At 72.3% G+C, this 17,351-nt stretch carries 19 protein-coding genes; 11 read left to right on the top strand and 8 right to left on the bottom strand.

Features of this window, described 5'->3' with window-relative positions:
• Positions 1-26: 26 nt before the first annotated feature.
• A complete protein-coding gene (locus tag IOD16_RS35420; protein WP_201437875.1) occupies positions 27-848 on the bottom strand; it encodes an SAM-dependent methyltransferase in 822 nt (273 codons plus the stop codon).
• Between the two features lie 149 nt (positions 849-997).
• Here IOD16_RS35420 and IOD16_RS35425 point away from each other — a divergent pair, with 149 nt between their 5' ends.
• Positions 998-2,113 carry a pentapeptide repeat-containing protein gene (locus IOD16_RS35425; RefSeq protein ID WP_236594571.1) on the top strand — a complete coding sequence of 372 codons (1,116 nt, stop codon included), beginning with the start codon at positions 998-1,000 and terminating at the stop codon, positions 2,111-2,113.
• A gap of 1 nt (position 2,114) precedes the next feature.
• A complete protein-coding gene (locus IOD16_RS35430; protein ID WP_201437877.1) occupies positions 2,115-3,098 on the top strand; it encodes a pentapeptide repeat-containing protein in 984 nt (327 codons plus the stop codon).
• Here the strand turns inward: IOD16_RS35430 and IOD16_RS35435 are convergent.
• A complete protein-coding gene (locus IOD16_RS35435; protein WP_123745032.1) occupies positions 3,042-3,926 on the bottom strand; it encodes a LysR family transcriptional regulator in 885 nt (294 codons plus the stop codon). The genes IOD16_RS35430 and IOD16_RS35435 overlap by 57 nt on opposite strands.
• Before the next feature lie 108 nt (positions 3,927-4,034).
• Here IOD16_RS35435 and IOD16_RS35440 point away from each other — a divergent pair, with 108 nt between their 5' ends.
• The 3 genes from IOD16_RS35440 to IOD16_RS35450 all read left to right on the top strand — a co-directional run bounded on the left by IOD16_RS35440 (position 4,035) and on the right by IOD16_RS35450 (position 6,692).
• Positions 4,035-4,880 carry an aldo/keto reductase gene (locus tag IOD16_RS35440; RefSeq protein WP_123745031.1) on the top strand — a complete coding sequence of 282 codons (846 nt, stop codon included), beginning with the start codon at positions 4,035-4,037 and terminating at the stop codon, positions 4,878-4,880.
• A gap of 82 nt (positions 4,881-4,962) precedes the next feature.
• Positions 4,963-5,775 (top strand): lysozyme, encoded by an 813-nt coding sequence (locus IOD16_RS35445; RefSeq protein ID WP_236594572.1) that lies wholly within the window; start codon positions 4,963-4,965, stop codon positions 5,773-5,775.
• A gap of 110 nt (positions 5,776-5,885) precedes the next feature.
• Complete coding sequence (locus IOD16_RS35450) at positions 5,886-6,692, top strand: lysozyme (RefSeq protein WP_201437879.1); 807 nt, start codon at positions 5,886-5,888, stop codon at positions 6,690-6,692.
• A gap of 54 nt (positions 6,693-6,746) precedes the next feature.
• Here IOD16_RS35450 and purL read toward each other — a convergent pair whose 3' ends face one another.
• The 4 genes from purL to IOD16_RS35470 form a co-directional block, all read right to left on the bottom strand.
• Positions 6,747-9,008, bottom strand: coding sequence for a phosphoribosylformylglycinamidine synthase subunit PurL (purL, locus tag IOD16_RS35455; RefSeq protein WP_123745028.1), 2,262 nt, complete (start codon positions 9,006-9,008; stop codon positions 6,747-6,749).
• Positions 9,008-9,679, bottom strand: a complete 672-nt coding sequence (gene purQ / locus IOD16_RS35460) for a phosphoribosylformylglycinamidine synthase subunit PurQ (RefSeq protein WP_123745027.1) — start codon at positions 9,677-9,679, stop codon at positions 9,008-9,010. The genes purL and purQ overlap by 1 nt, the downstream gene beginning before the upstream one ends.
• A complete protein-coding gene (purS, locus tag IOD16_RS35465; protein ID WP_033428368.1) occupies positions 9,676-9,915 on the bottom strand; it encodes a phosphoribosylformylglycinamidine synthase subunit PurS in 240 nt (79 codons plus the stop codon). The genes purQ and purS overlap by 4 nt, the downstream gene beginning before the upstream one ends.
• Positions 9,916-10,143: 228 nt before the next feature.
• Positions 10,144-10,683, bottom strand: a complete 540-nt coding sequence (locus IOD16_RS35470; RefSeq protein WP_201437880.1) for a hypothetical protein — start codon at positions 10,681-10,683, stop codon at positions 10,144-10,146.
• A gap of 273 nt (positions 10,684-10,956) precedes the next feature.
• Here IOD16_RS35470 and IOD16_RS35475 point away from each other — a divergent pair, with 273 nt between their 5' ends.
• Both IOD16_RS35475 and IOD16_RS35480 read left to right on the top strand, forming a co-directional pair.
• Positions 10,957-11,928: an NAD-dependent epimerase/dehydratase family protein gene (locus IOD16_RS35475; RefSeq protein ID WP_201437881.1), complete on the top strand. Its 972-nt coding sequence runs from the start codon at positions 10,957-10,959 to the stop codon at positions 11,926-11,928.
• A gap of 138 nt (positions 11,929-12,066) precedes the next feature.
• Positions 12,067-12,678, top strand: coding sequence for an MBL fold metallo-hydrolase (locus IOD16_RS35480; protein ID WP_123745025.1), 612 nt, complete (start codon positions 12,067-12,069; stop codon positions 12,676-12,678).
• On the opposite strand, the gene IOD16_RS35485 is transcribed toward IOD16_RS35480, so the two are convergent.
• A complete protein-coding gene (locus tag IOD16_RS35485) occupies positions 12,600-13,310 on the bottom strand; it encodes a DUF2334 domain-containing protein (protein ID WP_201437882.1) in 711 nt (236 codons plus the stop codon). The two genes, IOD16_RS35480 and IOD16_RS35485, sit on opposite strands and share 79 nt — an antisense overlap.
• 71 nt (positions 13,311-13,381) lie before the next feature.
• Positions 13,382-14,287, bottom strand: coding sequence for a phosphoribosylaminoimidazolesuccinocarboxamide synthase (locus IOD16_RS35490; protein WP_201437883.1), 906 nt, complete (start codon positions 14,285-14,287; stop codon positions 13,382-13,384).
• A 62-nt stretch (positions 14,288-14,349) separates the two neighbouring features.
• Here IOD16_RS35490 and IOD16_RS35495 point away from each other — a divergent pair, with 62 nt between their 5' ends.
• The 4 genes from IOD16_RS35495 to IOD16_RS35510 are packed head-to-tail and all read left to right on the top strand — an operon-like array spanning position 14,350 to position 17,268.
• On the top strand, positions 14,350-15,201 hold the full coding sequence (locus tag IOD16_RS35495; RefSeq protein ID WP_201437884.1) for an ABC transporter substrate-binding protein: 852 nt from the start codon (positions 14,350-14,352) through the stop codon (positions 15,199-15,201).
• The gene (locus IOD16_RS35500; RefSeq protein ID WP_236594573.1) at positions 15,198-16,028 is read left to right on the top strand and encodes an amino acid ABC transporter permease; all 831 of its coding nucleotides are present in this window, start codon (positions 15,198-15,200) and stop codon (positions 16,026-16,028) included. The genes IOD16_RS35495 and IOD16_RS35500 overlap by 4 nt, the downstream gene beginning before the upstream one ends.
• Positions 16,025-16,774: an amino acid ABC transporter ATP-binding protein gene (locus IOD16_RS35505; protein ID WP_123745020.1), complete on the top strand. Its 750-nt coding sequence runs from the start codon at positions 16,025-16,027 to the stop codon at positions 16,772-16,774. Before IOD16_RS35500 ends, IOD16_RS35505 begins: the two co-directional genes overlap by 4 nt.
• A gap of 56 nt (positions 16,775-16,830) precedes the next feature.
• A complete protein-coding gene (locus tag IOD16_RS35510; protein ID WP_201437886.1) occupies positions 16,831-17,268 on the top strand; it encodes a hypothetical protein in 438 nt (145 codons plus the stop codon).
• Positions 17,269-17,351: the final 83 nt, after the last annotated feature.

Below are 17,351 nucleotides of genomic sequence, written 5' to 3' on the forward strand. Positions count from 1 at the left end.
CGCGCGATCGGCGTCGCGGCCGTTCATCAGGCCTTCCGCCCGACGCCGCCGAAGCTGATGAAGCGCGCCGCGCCCTCGTCGACGTCCTCGGGCGACTCCGGCCGCCACAGCGGCAGCCGCGCCACGCCGGGCTCGACCAGGTCGAAGCCGTCGAACATGCCCTCGATCTCGTGCTGCCGCCGGAAGCACATCTCACTGACGCCCCGGTTGTAGACGCCGCGCGCGTCGTCCCACGCCGGGTCCCAGTCGTCCTCCTCGAACCCGGCGTGCGAGATCGCCAGGTAGCTGCCGTCCGGCAGCGCGTCGCGGTAGTCGCCCACGATCCCGCGCGGGTCCTCGGCGTCGGGCACGAAGTGCAGCAGCGCGATCATCAGCACGCCGATCGGCTCGTCGAAGTCCAGCAGCCCCTGCACCTCGGGCGAGGCCAGCACCTGCTTGGCGTCGCGCACGTCGGTCTGCAGGACGTTCACCAGCTCGTTCCCGGTGAGGATGGCCCGGCTGTGCGCGACCGCGACGGCGTCCATGTCGACGTACACGACGCGGGCGGACGGGTCGGTGGCCTGGGCGATCTCGTGCACGTTGCCGACCGTGGGGATGCCGGAGCCCAGGTCGAGGAACTGGCGGATGCCCCGCGACAGCATGAACCGCACGGCCCGGCGCAGGAACGCCCGGTGGTTGAGCACGATGCTCTTGATCACCGGCACGTCCCCGAGCACCTTGTCCGCGACGGCCCGGTCGACGGCGAAGTTGTGCGCCCCGCCGAGCCAGTAGTCGTAGACCCGGGCGATGCTCGGGCGGGCCAGGTCGATGTCGCCCGGCGCCCAGTTGGGCCGATCCACGCTCTCCACCCGGAAGCTCTCCTCTGACGTGCTCGTGTTCCCACCGTTGCGGTGACACCCACATCATGGGCCAATCCGGTGAGTTAGCACACCGTCGGTTCGCGCGAGTTCTTCAATCACCCACCCCCGATCTGATCACCGGGAAGAATGACGGCCTTGTGAAGCACCTGTGGATCGCGGGCGCGGTCGTCTCGGTGGCGGCGCTGATCTGGCTCATGATCAAGCACCGCCGGCGGCGTGGCCTGGTCAAGCCCGTCGTGCTCGGCGCCATCGGCGCGTTCCTGCTGGTCACGGGCTGGCTGTTCGCCACCGACGCGGCGGCGCCGAAGCAGGAGGCGATCAAGACCGGCGGCTTGGCCGCGGGCGCCATCGTGGCCCTGTACGCGCTGTGGCTCAACGACCGGCGGCGGCGCACGGACGAGGACCGGCAGCGGATCGAGTCCAAGCGGCAGGAGCTGGAGATCGAGCGGGCCGAACACGACCGGTCGCGGGTCGCCGACGAGCGGTTCGCCCGATCGGTGGAACTGCTCGGTCACGACGCGGAGCAGGTCCGGGTCGGCGCGATGCACGCCCTCGCGGGGCTGGCGCGGTCGCGCCAGGAGTACACCCAGACCGTGCTCGACGTGCTGTGCGCGTACCTGCGGCGGCCGTTCGACGTGACGCGGGAGGGCGACGGGCTGGTGCGGGACGAGCGCGAGCTGGAGGTCCGGCTCACCGCGCAGCGGCTGGTCGCCGACCTGCTGCCCCGGGCCGACCTCGACGCCGCCCCGCGCTACAACCTGGACCTGACCAGGGCCTACCTGGAGTACTTCGACCTGTCCCACCGGCAGGTCGGCGACCTGGTCCTGCGCGCCGCGCACCTGCGCGAGTCGAACTCGTTGCACCACGCGGTCGTGCGCGGCGGCGCCTGGTTCACCGACGCCACCAGCGACGGGCGGCTGCACCTGCACGACATGGTCCTGCACGGCAAGGCGTGGTTCAGCCGGTTCAGGTGCCGCCAGGCCGCCGACTTCACGGCGACGAGGTTCCTCGGCCCGGCCAAGTTCGCCGGGGTCGCGTTCACCGGGCCGGTCACGTTCGAGGGCGGCGAGTTCGCCGAACCGGTCGACTTCGAGGACGCGAGGTTCGCCGGCGGCCTGACCCTGCGGCTCGCGAAGCCCGTCGAAGCACGCAAACGGGGCCTGCGGGTGTCCCTGGAGCACCCGAACGCCCTGCCCGACGGCTGGGTGGTGGAGGGCCGCGAGGACGGCGGCCTCGGACTGGTCAGGAGCTGACGTGCGGGGACGCTGGTTGCTGGTCGCGAGCGTGCTCGCCGCGATCGTGGTGACGGTCGCGACGGCCGCGGCGCTGATCCTGGTCGACCCGGGGCAGCCGAAGGCCGAGGCGATCAAGACCGGCGGGCTGGCCGGCGGCGCGATCGTGGCCCTGTACGCGCTGTGGCTCAACGACCGGCGGCGGCGCACCGAGGAGGCGCGGCACGAGCTGGAGGGCGCGAAGGTCGCCCTGGAGAGCGAGAAGGTGGCCGACGAGCGGTTCGCGCGGGCCGTGGAGCTGCTCGGCAACGAGGCCGACCAGGTCAGGGTGGGCGCGATGCACGTGCTCGCGGGCCTGGCCCACACCACGCCGCGCTACAAGCAGACCGTGCTCAGCGTGCTGTGCGCGTACCTGCGGCGGCCGTTCGAGCACGCGTCCATCGAGGAGCAGCCCGATGACCCCGACCAGGCGTTCTTCGGCGAGCAGCGCGCGGTCGAGCCGGCCCAGGACCACGAGATGACCGTCCGGATGACCGCGCAACGGCTCATCACGGACCTGCTGCCCTGGGGCGAGGACCCCGACGACACGCCCTACCAGCTGGACCTGACGGGGGCGAAGCTCGTGCACTTCCGGCTGGAGGGCCGCCGGTTCGGCCGCCTCGTCGCCCGCCGCGCGCAGTTCTACGGCATCACGCGGTTCGCGGAGGCCGTGCTCACCAAACCCGCCCTGTTCTCCGGCGCCGCGTTCCACGGGCGGGTGGACTTCCGGGACGGCAGGTTCGACGGCGGCATCTCGTTCCAGGACGCCGCGTTCGCCCGGAAGGTCGACGTCGGCGGGGCCAGGGTCGGCACCTTCCTGCACGTCTCGCCGCGACCGCCGGCGGAGCTGGTCGGCACGCTCGAGGTGTCGGCGGGCACCGCGTTCCGCAACGACCCGGCGGGCTGGCGGCTAACCGGCGACGGGCAGCCCCCGGCCCGCCTCCAGGACCATGTCCAGCAGGACTGACGCCGCCGCGCTCACCGTCGGCGTGGTGACGACGAGGGTCTCGGCGGTCGGCGCGTCGAGCAGCTCCACGAACCGCGCCCGGGTCTGCTTGGCCGCGAACGACGCCGGCACCAGCGCCACCCCGAGCCCGAAGCCGACGAAGTCCAGCAGCGAGTGCACGTCGTTGACCTCGACCGCGACCCGCCGGTCCACGCCGGCGGTGGCCAGCGCGCGGTCCACGTCGTCACGCGTGCCCCAGTCGGGGTTGAAGTCCACGAACGCCTGACCGGAGAGCTCGGCCAGCCGCACCGACTCCCGTTCGGCGAACGGCAGCTCCGGCGCGCACGCCAGCACCAGCGGTTCACTCGACAGGGTGGACACCGCGAGGTCGTCGGCCGCCCGGCCGGACGTGACGAACGCGAGGTCCAGCCGACCGGCCCGGACCAGGTCGACCAGCTCGCCGGAGCCCGCCTGCCGCAGCCGCAGCTCGACGCCGGGGTGCAGCTCGTGGAACCGGGCCAGCACGGCCGGCAGGTGCACGGCGTGCAGGCACTGGATGCTGCCGACGGCCAGCGTGCCGCGCAGCAGCCCCTGGACGGCCGCCACCGCGTCCCGCGCGGCGTCGATCGTGCCGAGCACGCGCCGCGCCTCGACCAGCAGGGCGCGCCCGGCCTGGGTCAGCTCCACCTGGCGGGTGCTGCGCACGAACAGCGGCGCGCCCAGCTCCACCTCCAGCGCCCGGATCGACGCGGAGAGCCCCGATTGGGCGACGTGCATGCGCCGCGCGGCACGGGTGAAGTGGCACTCCTCGGCCACGGCCACGAAGTACTCGAGCTGGCGGAGTTCCACGATTCATCACCCGTACTGCTGAATGGCATCAGGTTCTTCTGTTGGACAGCTTAATGCCCACCGCCCAAGCTGGGGCGCACCAGTACGACAGACGGAGGTATGCCAACCATGCTGACTCGCCGAATCGGAGGGGTCGAGGTCAGCGCCATCGGCCTGGGCGCGATGCCGATGTCGCTCGAAGGCCGCCCCGACCGGGCCCGGTCGATCGAGACGATCCGCACCGCCCTGGACAAGGGCGTCACGCTGATCGACACCGCAGACGCGTACTCGGCCGACGACAGCGACTTCGGGCACAACGAGGAGCTGATCGCCGAGGCGCTCAAGGGCGTCGACGGCGTCATGGTCGCCACCAAGGGCGGCCACACCCGCGTGCCCGGCGGCGGCTGGGAGGTCGACGGCCGCCCGGAGTACCTGAAGGCGGCGTGCGAGGCGTCGTTGCGCCGGCTCGGCGTGGACGCGATCGACCTCTACCAGTTCCACCGGCCCGACCCGGCGGTGCCGACCGCCGAGTCCGTCGGCGCGCTGGCCGAGCTGCTGGACGCGGGCAAGATCAAGCTCGCGGGCGTGTCGAACTTCGACCCCGCGCAGATCCGCGAGGCGAACGACGTCCTCGGTGGCCGGCTGGCGAGCGTGCAGAACCAGTTCTCGCCCGCGTTCCGCTCCAGCGAGCCGGAGCTGGAGCTGTGCGCCGAGCTGGGCATCGCGTTCCTGCCGTGGAGCCCGCTCGGCGGCATCAGCGCGGCCGGGCAGCTGGGCGAGCGGTTCGGCGTGTTCGCCGAGGTCGGCCGGGCGCACGGGGCGAGCCCGCAGCAGGTCTGCCTGGCCTGGATGCTCGCCAAGGCGCCGCAGGTGGTGCCGATCCCGGGCTCGTCGCGGCCGGCGAGCATCGCCGACTCGGCGGACGCGGTGCACCTGCGGCTGTCCGAGGAGGAGCTGAAGCGCCTGGACGGGTGACACCCAGCGGATGCGGCGGCGGACGTCCGGCCTGACGATCTAGGCCGGACGTACCAGCCCTGCCGACCGAATGGGGGCGTTGATGGCTACGCACACCCGGCTGCGCACCATGATCACCCGACTGGGTGCCGTCACGATCACGTTGGCGATCGTCCCGGCGCCTGACGCCCGAGCGCTGCCCGAAGGGTCCGCGGACCACTTCGCGGGCTCGCAGATCGCCGAGCACGAGGGCGGGGGCCGGGCCGCGCGGTCCCGGCCCCTCCTCGAGGGCTCCGTGCCCGGCATGGACGTCAGCAGCCACCAAGGCGACGTCGACTGGGCCAGGGCGTGGGCGGACGGCGCCCGGTTCGCCTACGTCAAGGCCACCGAGGGCACGGGGTACCGCAACCCGCACTTCACCCAGCAGTACAACGGCTCCTACGACGTCGGCATGATCCGCGGCGCCTACCACTTCGCGCTGCCGGACCGGTCGGACGGCGCGGCGCAGGCCGACTTCTTCGTCTCCAACGGCGGCGGCTGGTCGCGCGACGGCAAGACCCTGCCCGGCGCGCTGGACATGGAGTACAACCCCTACGGCGACACGTGCTACGGCCTGGGCCAGGCCGCGATGGGCGCGTGGGTGCGCGCGTTCAGCGACCGCTTCTTCGCGCGGACCGGCCGGCACCCGACCATCTACACGTCCACCACCTGGTGGAACCGGTGCGTCGGCGAGGCGGACCGGTTCGGCGACACGAGCCCGCTGTGGGTGGCGCACTACGCCGACGAGCTCGGACCGCTGCCGAACGGGTGGGCCTACGAGACGATCTGGCAGTGGCAGGCGGCCGGGCTGTTCCCGGGCGACCAGAACCTCTTCAACGGCAACGACGAACAGTTGCTCAGGGTGGCGCTGGGGTAGCGCCGTTGCTCCGTTTTCGTGACTAATTAACAAGAACCTTGGTGAACTGGTTAGCCGTGCCGCACACTGCCCAACGAGTCAACCCCCTGCACTGGCTCGAGGAGTCACCCATGAACCTCGCACGCACCACCACCGCCCTCCTGACCGGCATCGGACTGGCCGTGCTCGGCTTGACCGCACCCGGATCAGCCCTCGCCGCCCAGGCCGCGCCCGTCGTCGAAGACCACGCCATGGGCTCGCAGATCGCCAAGCACGAAGGCGGCGGCGACCGGCGCGTCGTCATCCCGACCGATCCGAGCGCCCAAGCCGTCGTGTACGGCATCGACGTCAGCGGGCACCAGGGCAACGTCGACTGGAACTACTGGTGGGGTCAGGGCAAGCGGTTCGCCTACGTCAAGGCCACCGAGAGCACCACCTACCGGAACCCGTACTTCGCCCAGCAGTACAACGGGTCCTACAACGTCGGCATGATCCGCGGCGCCTACCACTTCGCGCTGCCCGACCGGTCCGCCGGCGCCACCCAGGCCGACTACTTCGTCAACAACGGCGGCGGCTGGTCCCGGGACGGCAAGACCCTGCCCGGCGCGCTGGACATGGAGTACAACCCCTACGGCTCCACGTGCTACGGGTTGTCCAAGGCGAGCATGACGTCGTGGATCCTGTCGTTCAGCGACCGCTACCACGCCCGCACCGGCCGCTGGCCGGTCATCTACACCTCCACCAGCTGGTGGAGCCAGTGCGTGAGCGGCGACTTCAGCTCCACCAACCCGCTGTGGGTCGCGCGCTACTCGTCCACCGTCGGCACCCTGCCCTACGCGTGGCCGTTCTACACGATCTGGCAGTACTCGTCCTCGCCGATCGACCAGAACCAGTTCAACGGGGCCTACGACCGGCTCCAGGCGCTGGCCAACGGCTGATCCCCGCACCGGGGTGGTCGGCCGGGCACGCGCCCGGCCGACCACGTCGGCACGTCAGTCGAACAGCGCCGGGAGGGTGCCCTCCCAGGCTTCGCGCAGCTCGGCCAGCGGCAACGAGCCCAGCTCCTGGACCTCCAGCGCGTCGGACTCCGGGTCCACCACGCCGACCTTGCGCCACGGCAGGCCGCGCGCGGTGCACATGTCGGTGAACCGCAGCTCCTCCGTACGCGGCACGGCGACCAGCACGCGGGCCGTCGACTCGCTGAACAGCTCGGTGAACAGGTCGCCCTCGAGGAACACCCGCGCGCCGACCTCGCCGATCAGGCACGTCTCCACCAGCGCCTGCGCCAGGCCGCCGTCGGACAGGTCGTGCGCGGCGGACAGCATGCCGTCACGCGAACCGGCCACCAGCACCTCGCCGAGCAGCTTCTCCCGCGCCAGGTCCACCTTCGGCGGCAGACCGCCCAGGTGCCCGTGCACGACGTGCGCCCACTCCGAGCCGCCGAACTCCTCGCGCGTCTCGCCGAGCAGCAGCAGCGTCTCGCCCGCCTCCGCGCCGATCCCCGTCGGGATGCGGCGGCGGACGTCGTCGATCACGCCGAGCACGCCCACCACCGGCGTCGGCAGGATCGCCGTCGAACCGGTCTGGTTGTAGAAGCTGACGTTGCCGCCGGTCACCGGGATGCCCAGCTCGGCGCACCCGTCCGCGAGGCCCTTCACGGCCTGCTCGAACTGCCACATCACCGCCGGGTCCTCCGGCGAGCCGAAGTTCAGGCAGTTCGTGACCGCGACCGGCGTCGCGCCCGTGGTCGCCACGTTCCGGTAGGCCTCGGCCAGCGCCAGCTGCGCGCCCGCGTACGGGTCCAGCTTGGCGTAGCGGCCGTTGCAGTCCGTGGACAGCGCCACGCCCCGGTTGGTCGACTCGTCGATCCGGATCATGCCCGAGTCGGCGGGCTGCGCGAGCACCGTGCCACCGCGCACGTACCGGTCGTACTGCTGGGTCACCCACCGCTTCGACGCCAGGTTCGGCGACGCGGCCATGGACTTCACCAGCGGCAGCAGCTCGGCCGCGGCGGGCCGGGCCAGCCGGTCCGGCGTGTCGGCCTGCAAGGCGTCCTGGTCGGCCGGGCGCTCGATCGGCCGGTCGTACACCGGGCCCTCGTGCGCCACCGTGCGCGGCGGCACGTCCAGCACGACCTCGTCGTGCCAGGTGATCACCAGCCGGTCGCCCTCGGTGACCTCGCCGATCTCGGTCGCGATGACGTCCCACTTCGCGCAGACGGCCATGAACGCGTCCAGGTCCTCCGGCCGCACGACCGCGCACATGCGCTCCTGCGACTCGCTGGACAGGATCTCCGCCGGCGTCATGCCCGTGGCGCGCAGCGGCACCCGGTCCAGGTAGACGTGCATGCCGCCGTCACCGGCGCTGGCCAGCTCCGACGTCGCGCACGCCAGGCCCGCGCCGCCCAAGTCCTGGATGCCGACCACGATGCGCTCGGCGAACAGCTCCAGGCAGCACTCGATGAGCACCTTCTCGGTGAACGGGTCGCCCACCTGCACGCTGGGCAGCTTCTTGCGCTTGCCCGCCGTGTCGTCGAACGTCTCGCTGGCCAGCACCGACACGCCGCCGATGCCGTCCAGGCCCGTGCGGGCGCCGAACAGGATGACCTTGTTGCCGGTGCCCGAGGCGTGCGCCAGGTGCAGGTCCTCGACCCGCATCGCGCCCACGCACAGCGCGTTGACCAGCGGGTTGCCCGCGTAGGTCGCGTCGAACACGACCTCGCCGCCGATGTTGGGCAGGCCGAGGCAGTTGCCGTAGCCGCCGACGCCGGCCACGATGCCCGGCAGCACGCGGCGGGTGTCCGGCGCGTCGGCCGGACCGAACCGCAGCGGGTCCATCACGGCCAGCGGGCGCGCGCCCATCGCCAGGATGTCGCGCACGATGCCGCCCACGCCCGTCGCCGCGCCCTGGTACGGCTCGACGTAGGACGGGTGGTTGTGGCTCTCGGCCTTGAACGTGATCGCCCAGCCGTCGCCGATGTCGACCACGCCCGCGTTCTCGCCGATGCCCGCGAGCATCTTCGCGCGCATCTCGTCGGTGGTCGTGTCGGAGAAGTACTTCAGGTGCACCTTGGACGACTTGTAGGAGCAGTGCTCGCTCCACATCACCGAGTACATGGCCAGCTCGGCGTCCGTGGGGCGGCGGCCCAGGATGTCCTTGATGCGGGCGTACTCGTCGTCCTTCAGGCCCAGCTCCTTGTAGGGCTGCTCCTGGTCGGGCGTGCTCTCGGCGTTCTTGACGGTGTCGACGGTCATCAGGCCTTCACCACCGAATCGACGAGGGACAGGAACATGCCGAGGCCGTCGTCGGTCGGCCCGGTGAGCGCGTCGATCGCGTGCTCGGGGTGCGGCATCAGGCCGACGACCCGGCCGTTGGCGCTGGTGATGCCCGCGATGCCGTTGCGGGAGCCGTTCGGGTCGTCGCCGACGTAGCGGAACACCACCCGGCCCTCGCCCTCCAGCTCGTCCAACGTGGACCGGTCGGCCTGGTAGCCGCCCTCGCCGGACTTCAGCGGCACGAGGATCTCCGCGCCCTGGTCGTAGCGGGACGTCCAGGCGGTCGAGTTGTTCTCGACCTTCAGCCACTGGTCGCGGCACACGAAGTGCAGCTTGTGGTTGCGGATGAGCGCGCCCGGCAGCAGGTGCGCCTCGCAGAGGATCTGGAAGCCGTTGCAGATGCCCAGGACCGGCATGCCCTTCCTGGCCGCGTCCACGACTTCCTGCATGACCGGGGCGAACCGGGCGATCGCGCCGCAGCGCAGGTAGTCGCCGTAGGAGAACCCACCGGGCACGATGACCGCGTCGACGCCCTTCAGGTCGTGATCGGCGTGCCAGAGCTTGACCGCCTCCCCGCCCGCATACCGGACCGCGCGCTCGGCGTCGACGTCGTCCAGCGTGCCGGGGAACGTGATGACCCCGACCCTCATGCCTCCACCCGCCTCACGACCCAGTCCTCGATGACGGGATTGGCGAGGAAGGTCTCGGCGATCTTCGCGAGCGTGGCGTCGTCGACGTCGTCGGCGACCTCCAGCTCGAAGTGCTTGCCCTGGCGGACACTGGTGATTCCGTCGAACCCGAGACGGGGCAGCGCGTTGGCCACCGCCTGTCCTTGCGGGTCGAGGATTTCGGGCTTCGGCATGACGTCGACGACGACTCGGGCCACGACAGGCTGCTCCAAGCTAGGAGGGCTGGCGGTACTCGCGGAGCCTACCTGACCTGTGTGTTCATCAACTTCGCACGTGGTGGGCAGCACACGTTCACCTGGGATCACCCGATCGTGAGGCCACGTTCCGGTGCCGGTTCCTGCTAACCTGATCTCGCCGAGGCCCCGTAGGCCGAGGAAGTGAGCACGGCACCCGTCCGGACGGTCGGCGGCCGTGCTTCGCGCTTTCTAGGGCCAATCCAGCCGAATCACGGAACCGATCACCGGGGCGACGCGACGACTCCAGTCGCCACCCGCGCCGTAGCTCCACGCGGCGATGTCGGCCAACCACAACAGCGGTTCGAGCGCGCTGTCGAAGTGCTCGTACAGGAGTCCGCTGTCCCGCGGGCGTTTGCCGGAGGCATCTCGGATCGTCCGGATGTCGTGCTGGTCGCGACCGGGCCGGCTGTCGAGCACGAGTCGCCGCGCATCGACGTCGAGCAGGTCGTCCACCAACCGGATCAAGCACGTTCGGCGAGCCGCTTCCTCGCTCCGCCGACAATCGGCGTGATAGAGATCGACCCGCACCTCCAACTCCACCACCCTGGAGAGGATCGACTTCCGCCGCTGCGGCGTCTCGCGCTGGAAGTGCAACTCACGCTGGCCGGGAAAGAGCAGGCTTCGCAGTGCCGTGCGCAGGCGGACCAGATCGCTCAGGCCGACCAGCGCCGCAGCGAGGAAGTACGTGTCTTTTCGGCGTGATTCATCGACAAAAGCTTGCACAGCCACAGGGGCTTATCGGCACTTGCCCCACTCGGCTGGAGCCATTCGCCCCGGACGTGTCCCGCGTGGACCACTGGTACCGGAAACGGCGGATCCGGAATTGAATTCCGACGTTCCTTCCCGTTGAGTTCGGAGCAGCCGAGACCCGGTGAGCCGAGGAAGTGGGCACGGTCCTCTCCGGACGATCGGTGGGCGTGCTCGCGCTTTCCGGCCGAGGTGGGCGTTCGCCATCGGCGGACGTGGTGGCGGCGCGGCCGGGGGGACCGCAGGGTGGGGACCATGCGCATCCTGGTGCTCGGCGGAACGGTGTTCCTCAGCAAGGCGACGGCCGCCGAAGCGGTGCGGCGGGGGCACGAGGTGGTGTGCGCGGCCCGGGGGGAGTCCGGGCGGGTGCCCGACGGCGCGGTGCTCGTGGCCGTGGACCGGGACGTCGACCTCGGGCCGTTGGAGGGCGCCCGCTTCGACGCGGTGGTGGACGTGGCGAAGATGTCGGTCACCTGGGTCCGCCGGGCGTTGCGGGCGGTGACCGCGGACCACTGGACGTTCGTCTCCAGCTGCTCCGTCTACGCCGACCACTCCGCCCCCGGCGCCACGGCCACCCTGGACCCGCTGGAGGACGACCCCGACGCGCCCATGTCGTCCGACCGCTACGGCGCGGTCAAGGTGGCCGGTGAGCACGCCGTCCGGGACGCCGTCGGCGACCGCGCGTTCATCGTCCGCGCCGGCCTCATCACCGGCCCCGGCGACCCGAGCGACCGGTTCGGGTACTGGCCCGACCGGCTGTCCCGGGGCGGCCGGGTCGCCGTGCCCGACGCGCCGGACCAGCCCGCGCAGCACGTCGACGTGCGCGACCTCGCCGCCTGGATCGTGGACGCCGCCGAGCGGCGCACCACCGGCACCTACGACGCGATCGGGCCGGCCAACCCGTTGTCGCTGGTGCTGGGCGAGATCGCGGGCGCCGTCGCGCCGCCGGGCACGGTGCTGGTCCGCATCCCGGAGCCGGTCCTGCGGCGGCACGGGGTCGAGCCGTGGGTGGGGCCGCGATCCCTGCCGCTGTGGCTGCCGCCGTCGCACCGGTCGATGATGTTCCGCGACGCGGGCCCCGCGCTGGCCGCCGGGCTGCGGGTCCGGCCCACGGCCGAGACGGCGGTGGACGCGTTGGCCTACGAGCGGACCCTCGACCCGGACCGCACCCGACGCGCGGGCCTGCCGCCGGACGTCGAGGACGCCCTGCTGCACGACGTGGACTGACCGACACGGACCGACACGGACCGACGCCGACCGACGCCGACCGGCCGCGTCGACCGGGCGACGCGGGACGGGCGACCGTCCCCGGAGCGGAGTAGAACTTCTCCTCGAGGACCGGGAGACCGGACGAGAGGAGCGCTCATGCTGATCGCCCACTTCGGGCACTCGTGCCTGCTGGTCGACACCGGCGCCGCGCGGCTGCTGTTCGACCCCGGCGCGTTCTCGTCGGGCTTCGAGGTGGTCGAGGGCTTGGACGCGATCCTGGTCACGCACGAGCACCGCGACCACGTGGACCCCGACAAGCTGGCCGCGGTCCGCGCGGCCAACCCCGGCGCCCGGCTGGTCGCCCCGTTCGACCTGGCGGGCGCGGAGGTCGTCGCGCCGGGTGACGCGCTGGAGTTCGGCGGCACGGTCGTCAGCGTCCTCGACGCGCCGCACGAGGTCATCCACGAGCGGGTCGAGCTGCCGGTGAACGTCGGCTACCTGGTCGACCACGGCGCGTTCTACCACCCCGGCGACTCGCTGAAGGTGCCCGAGCAGCGCGTCGACGTCCTCGGCCTGCCCACGGCCGCGCCCTGGATGAAGGTGTCCGACGCGGCGGACTTCCTGGCCCGGGTCGGCCCGCGCAAGGCCGTGCCGATCCACGAGGCGATCCTGGCGCGGACCGAGATCTTCTACCGCGTCCTGGTCGGCACCGCGCCCGAGGGCGTCGAGGTCGTCGTGCTGCCCCGCGGCGAGGCGGTCGAGCTGTAGGTCGTGGGCGACGCGCCGTGGCCCAGGGCCAGGTCGACGGCCTCCAGCAGCACCTCGCGCGGTCCGAGCCGGTCGAGGTCCGCCGCGTCGACGCCGATCCGCACGAGCCCGCCGCGCCGCGCCGCCCGGCCCACGCCGAGCAGGTAGCTCCAGTGCTCGTCGAGCATCCGCACCCGGCCCGGCCGCACGTCGCCGGTGCGCAGGTCGCGCACGCCCGCCACGTCGGCGCACACCGCGAACCGGTGCCGGCGCAACGCGGCCACCGTGCCGGGTGAGGCGGGCCTGCCGGGCGGCGCGAACAGGTCCGTGGCCAGCCCCGACCGCGCCACCGCGGCCCGCGCGGCGACCAGCCGCAGGCCCGCTTCGTGCGCGGGCAGCGCGGAGCCCCCGCGGGGGAACGCGGCCCGGCGCGCGGGCTCCGGCCGGAGGTCGAGACCGTGCAGCACCAGCGCGTCACCGGCGGCGACCCGGCTCAGCACCCAGTCCGACGTGGCGCCGGGCACCGCGTCGCGCGGCGCGACGAGCAGCGACAACGGCACCCGCCGCCGGTCCAGCTCGGCGGCGAGGTCGGCGCACCGGGCGAGCGTGCTCGGCCCGATGCCGGACAGCGAGACCACGAGTTCGGCGACCACGCCACCAGTGCGCCGCACCGGGGTGTCGGCCGCTCGAAGACGAGGTGACGGCCGGGTGCGGAGCCGGCGAACTATCGCGCGCCGGTCCCCTCGGGGGCGGGCCAGTCCGCGAACGAGCGGCCGGTGATCCGCTCGTACGCCTGCACGTACCGCGAGCGGGTGGCGGCCACGACGTCGTCGGGCAGCGGCGGCGGCGGGGTGTCGGACGCCCGGTCCCAGCCGGAGGCGGGCGAGGTCAGCCAGTCGCGCACGTACTGCTTGTCGAACGACGGCTGCACGCGCCCCGGCTCGTACCCCTCCAGCGGCCAGTACCGCGACGAGTCCGGCGTCAGCACCTCGTCGCCGAGCACCAGCGCGCCGGACCGGTCCAGGCCGAACTCGAACTTGGTGTCCGCCAGGACCACGCCGCGCGACCGGGCGAACTCCCGGGCCGCGCCGTAGACCTCCAGGGTGGCCTCGCGCAGCCGGGCCGCCAACGAGGCGCCCACCTGCGCTTCGACGTGCTCGAACGACACGTTCTCGTCGTGCGCGCCGAGCTCGGCCTTGGTCGCCGGGGTGAAGATCGGCGGCGTCAGCTCCGAGGCCTCGACCAGGCCGGGCGGCAGCTCGACGCCGCACACCGACCCGGTCCGCCGGTACTCGGCCATGCCCGACCCGGTCAGGTAGCCGCGCGCCACGCACTCCACCTGGACCATCTCCAGCCGCCGCACGAGCAGCGCCCGGCCGCGCACCTCGGCGGGGATGCGCGGGTCGTCCCACGCCACCAGGTGGTTGGGCACCAGGTCCGCGAACCGCTCGAACCAGAACACGCTCATCGCGGTGAGCACGCGTCCCTTGTCGGGGATCTCCGTGGTCAGCACGTGGTCGTAGGCGGAGATCCGGTCGGACGCCACGAACAGCAGCAGGTCCTCGTCCACCTCGTGGACCTGGCGGACCTTGCCTGCGGCGACCTGGCGGTAGTCAGCGAGCTTGGGCACGGCCGAAGCGTACTTGTCCCAGCTCGTGGGCCGCCCTTCCCACCTGCGGCAAGATGCCTCCCATGCGTGCACCCGGACTGATACTCGCCGTGACCGCCGTCCTCGCGGTCGCCTGCGCCCCCGCGGACGAGACCACGACGCCGACCAACCAGGTGGACGGCGTGACCTGCACGAAGGACAAGCTGCCGACGCTCACCCCGGGCAAGATCACCTTCGGCACGGACCAGCCCGCGTACGAGCCGTGGTTCGTGGACGACGACCCGACCAACGGCAAGGGCTTCGAGTCCGCGGTCGCCTACGCGCTGGCCGAGGAGCTGGGGTACGCGAAGACCGACGTGGTGTGGACGCGGGTGCCGTTCAACGCGGCCATCCAGCCGGGCCGCAAGACCTACGACATGGACCTGAACGAGTTCTCGATCACCGAGGAGCGCAGGCAGGCCGTCGACTTCTCCGCGCCGTACTACGACGTGGACCAGGCCGTGATCACGCTGGACTCGTCCAAGGCCGCGTCGGCGAAGACGCTGGCGGACCTCAAGCGGGTCAAGATCGGCGCGCAGGTCGGCACGACCAGCTTCGACGCCGCCCGGCGCCTGCAGCCCGAGCAGGACGTGGCGGTCTACAACACCAACGACGACGCCAAGGCCGCGCTGCGCGCCGGGCAGATCGACGCGCTGGTGGTGGACCTGCCGACCGCGTTCTACATCACGTCGGCGGAGCTGGAGGACGGCCTGATCGTCGGCCAGATCCCGGCGGGCGACGGCAAGCCCGAGCAGTTCGGCATCGTGCTGGACAAGGGCAGCCCGCTCACCGCGTGCGTCTCGACGGCGGTGGAGAACCTGCGCACCGAGGGCGCGCTGACCAGGATCGAGCAGGAATGGCTGTCCTCCGCGGGCACCGCACCCGAGCTGAAGTGACCAGCGAGCTGCAGCGGGAGCGCTTGGCCTACAAGCGCTCCCGCTCGCGGCGGTCCACCCTGGTCGCCCTGCTGTCGACCGCCGTGTTCGCCGTCGCGGTCGGCGTCGGCGTCACCGGCGCGCCCGGCTGGCCGCGGGTGCGCCAGTCGTTCTTCGACGTGGAGATGGCGTGGCGGTCGCTGCCCGCGATCCTCGAAGGGCTCTGGCTGAACCTGCGCGTGCTGGCGGTGTGCGGCGTGCTGATCGTGGTGCTGGCGCTGCTCGTGGCGACGATGCGCACGCTGCGCGGCCCCGTGTGGTTCCCGCTGCGGGCGCTGGCCACGGTGTACGTGGACCTGTTCCGCGGCCTGCCGCTGATCATCCTGCTGTACCTGGTCGGGTTCGGCCTGCCCGCGTTGCGGCTGACCGGCGTGCCCAACGACTCCGTGGTGCTCGGCGGCGCGGCGCTCGTGCTCGCCTACACCGCGTACGTGGCCGAGGTGTTCCGCGCCGGCATCGAGTCCGTCCACCCCTCGCAGGTCGCGGCGGCGCGGTCGCTCGGCCTGGGTCCGCGCGAGACGTTGCGGCTGGTCGTGCTGCCGCAGGCGGTGCGGCGGGTGATGCCCGCGCTGCTCAACGACTTCGTGGCGCTGCAGAAGGACTGCGGGCTGATCTCCGTGCTCGGCGCGGTGGACGCGGTGCGCGCGGCGCAGATCGAGCACGCCCGGGCGTTCAACTTCACCCCGTACGTGGTGGCGGGGCTGCTGTTCGTGCTGCTCGCGGTGCCCACGGCGCGGTTCGCCGACGCCCTGGGCCGCCGGCTGGAACGCCGTCAGGGGGGACGATGACCGACCCGGTGCTCAGCGTGCGCGGTGTCGTGAAGCGCTACGGCGAGCGCACCGTGCTGGACGGGATCAGCCTCGACGTGCGCGAGCACGAGGTCGTGGCCGTGATCGGGTCGTCCGGTTCGGGCAAGTCGACCCTGCTGCGCTGCGTGAACCTGCTGGAGGAGCTGGACGACGGCCAGGTGCTGCTCGACGGGGTGGACGTGTCCGACCCGCGGGTGGACGCCGACGTGGCCCGGCGCGGCATGGGCATCGTGTTCCAGGCGTTCAACCTGTTCCCGCACATGAGCGTGCTGGACAACGTCACCCTCGCGCCGCGCGTGGTGCACGGCGTGCCCCGCGGCGAGGCGGAGCGCAACGCCCTGGACCTGCTGGACCGGGTAGGTCTCGCGGACCGGGCGCGCAGCTACCCGGAGCGGCTGTCCGGCGGGCAGCAGCAGCGGGTGGCGATCGCGCGGGCGCTGGCCTACTCGCCGCGGTTGCTGCTGCTGGACGAGATCACCAGCGCGTTGGACCCGGAACTGGTCGGCGAGGTGTTGGCGCTGGTCAGAGAGCTGGCGGAAAGCGGACGGACGATCTTGATGGCCACCCACGAGATGGGGTTCGCCCGGCAGGTGGCCGACCGCGTGGTGTTCCTCGACGGCGGCAGGCTGGTCGAGTCCGGACCGCCCGGGCAGGTGCTCGGCGAGCCCGTGCACCCGCGCACCCGGCAGTTCCTCCGGCGGATCATCGAGGCAGGCCGCCTTTAGGCCGCTCGGGAGACTCCACTTGGGGTATCGGACGAGTGACCCCTACTCTGCTTGGCGTGGTCCATCCGAAGGCATTTGTGGCACCCGTCGCGGCGAGCGGCGGACTGCTCCTGCTGCTGCTCACGGGAGCCTGCGCGAGGCCGTCGGCGAGCCCGGAGCCGGTGGTGCTCCCGACGGTGTCCAGCTCGGCGCCGGTGACCTCGATCCCGGCGGTGGCGAACATCTCCGTGCGCCCGGCGGTCACCACCACCACGCCGCCGCCGCCACCTCCGACGGTCGACGAGACGACCGAACCGCCGCCACCGCCTCCGGTGGACGTCCAGCCGCCGCCCCGGCAGACGACCGAGCCGACCACCACCCCGCCCCGGTTCGACCAGGTGGCCCTGGAGGGCTTCCCGTGCGACGAGGAGGGCGCGACGGCGGTCGACCCGGCGGGCCGCCGCCTGGTGTGCGAGCCCACCCGCCGAGGCCGCCTGGTGTGGGACAGGGTCTGATTGCCGCTGCTCCGCGGACGGCGGCTCGGTCGCCGGGAAGTCGACCTCGCGTAGGGTCCGAGCGCCGGCGCAGCCCCGGGTTG

Origin of the sequence: Saccharothrix sp. 6-C, from assembly GCF_016695385.1 — a bacterium.
Taxonomy (GTDB): domain Bacteria; phylum Actinomycetota; class Actinomycetes; order Mycobacteriales; family Pseudonocardiaceae; genus Actinosynnema; species Actinosynnema texasense.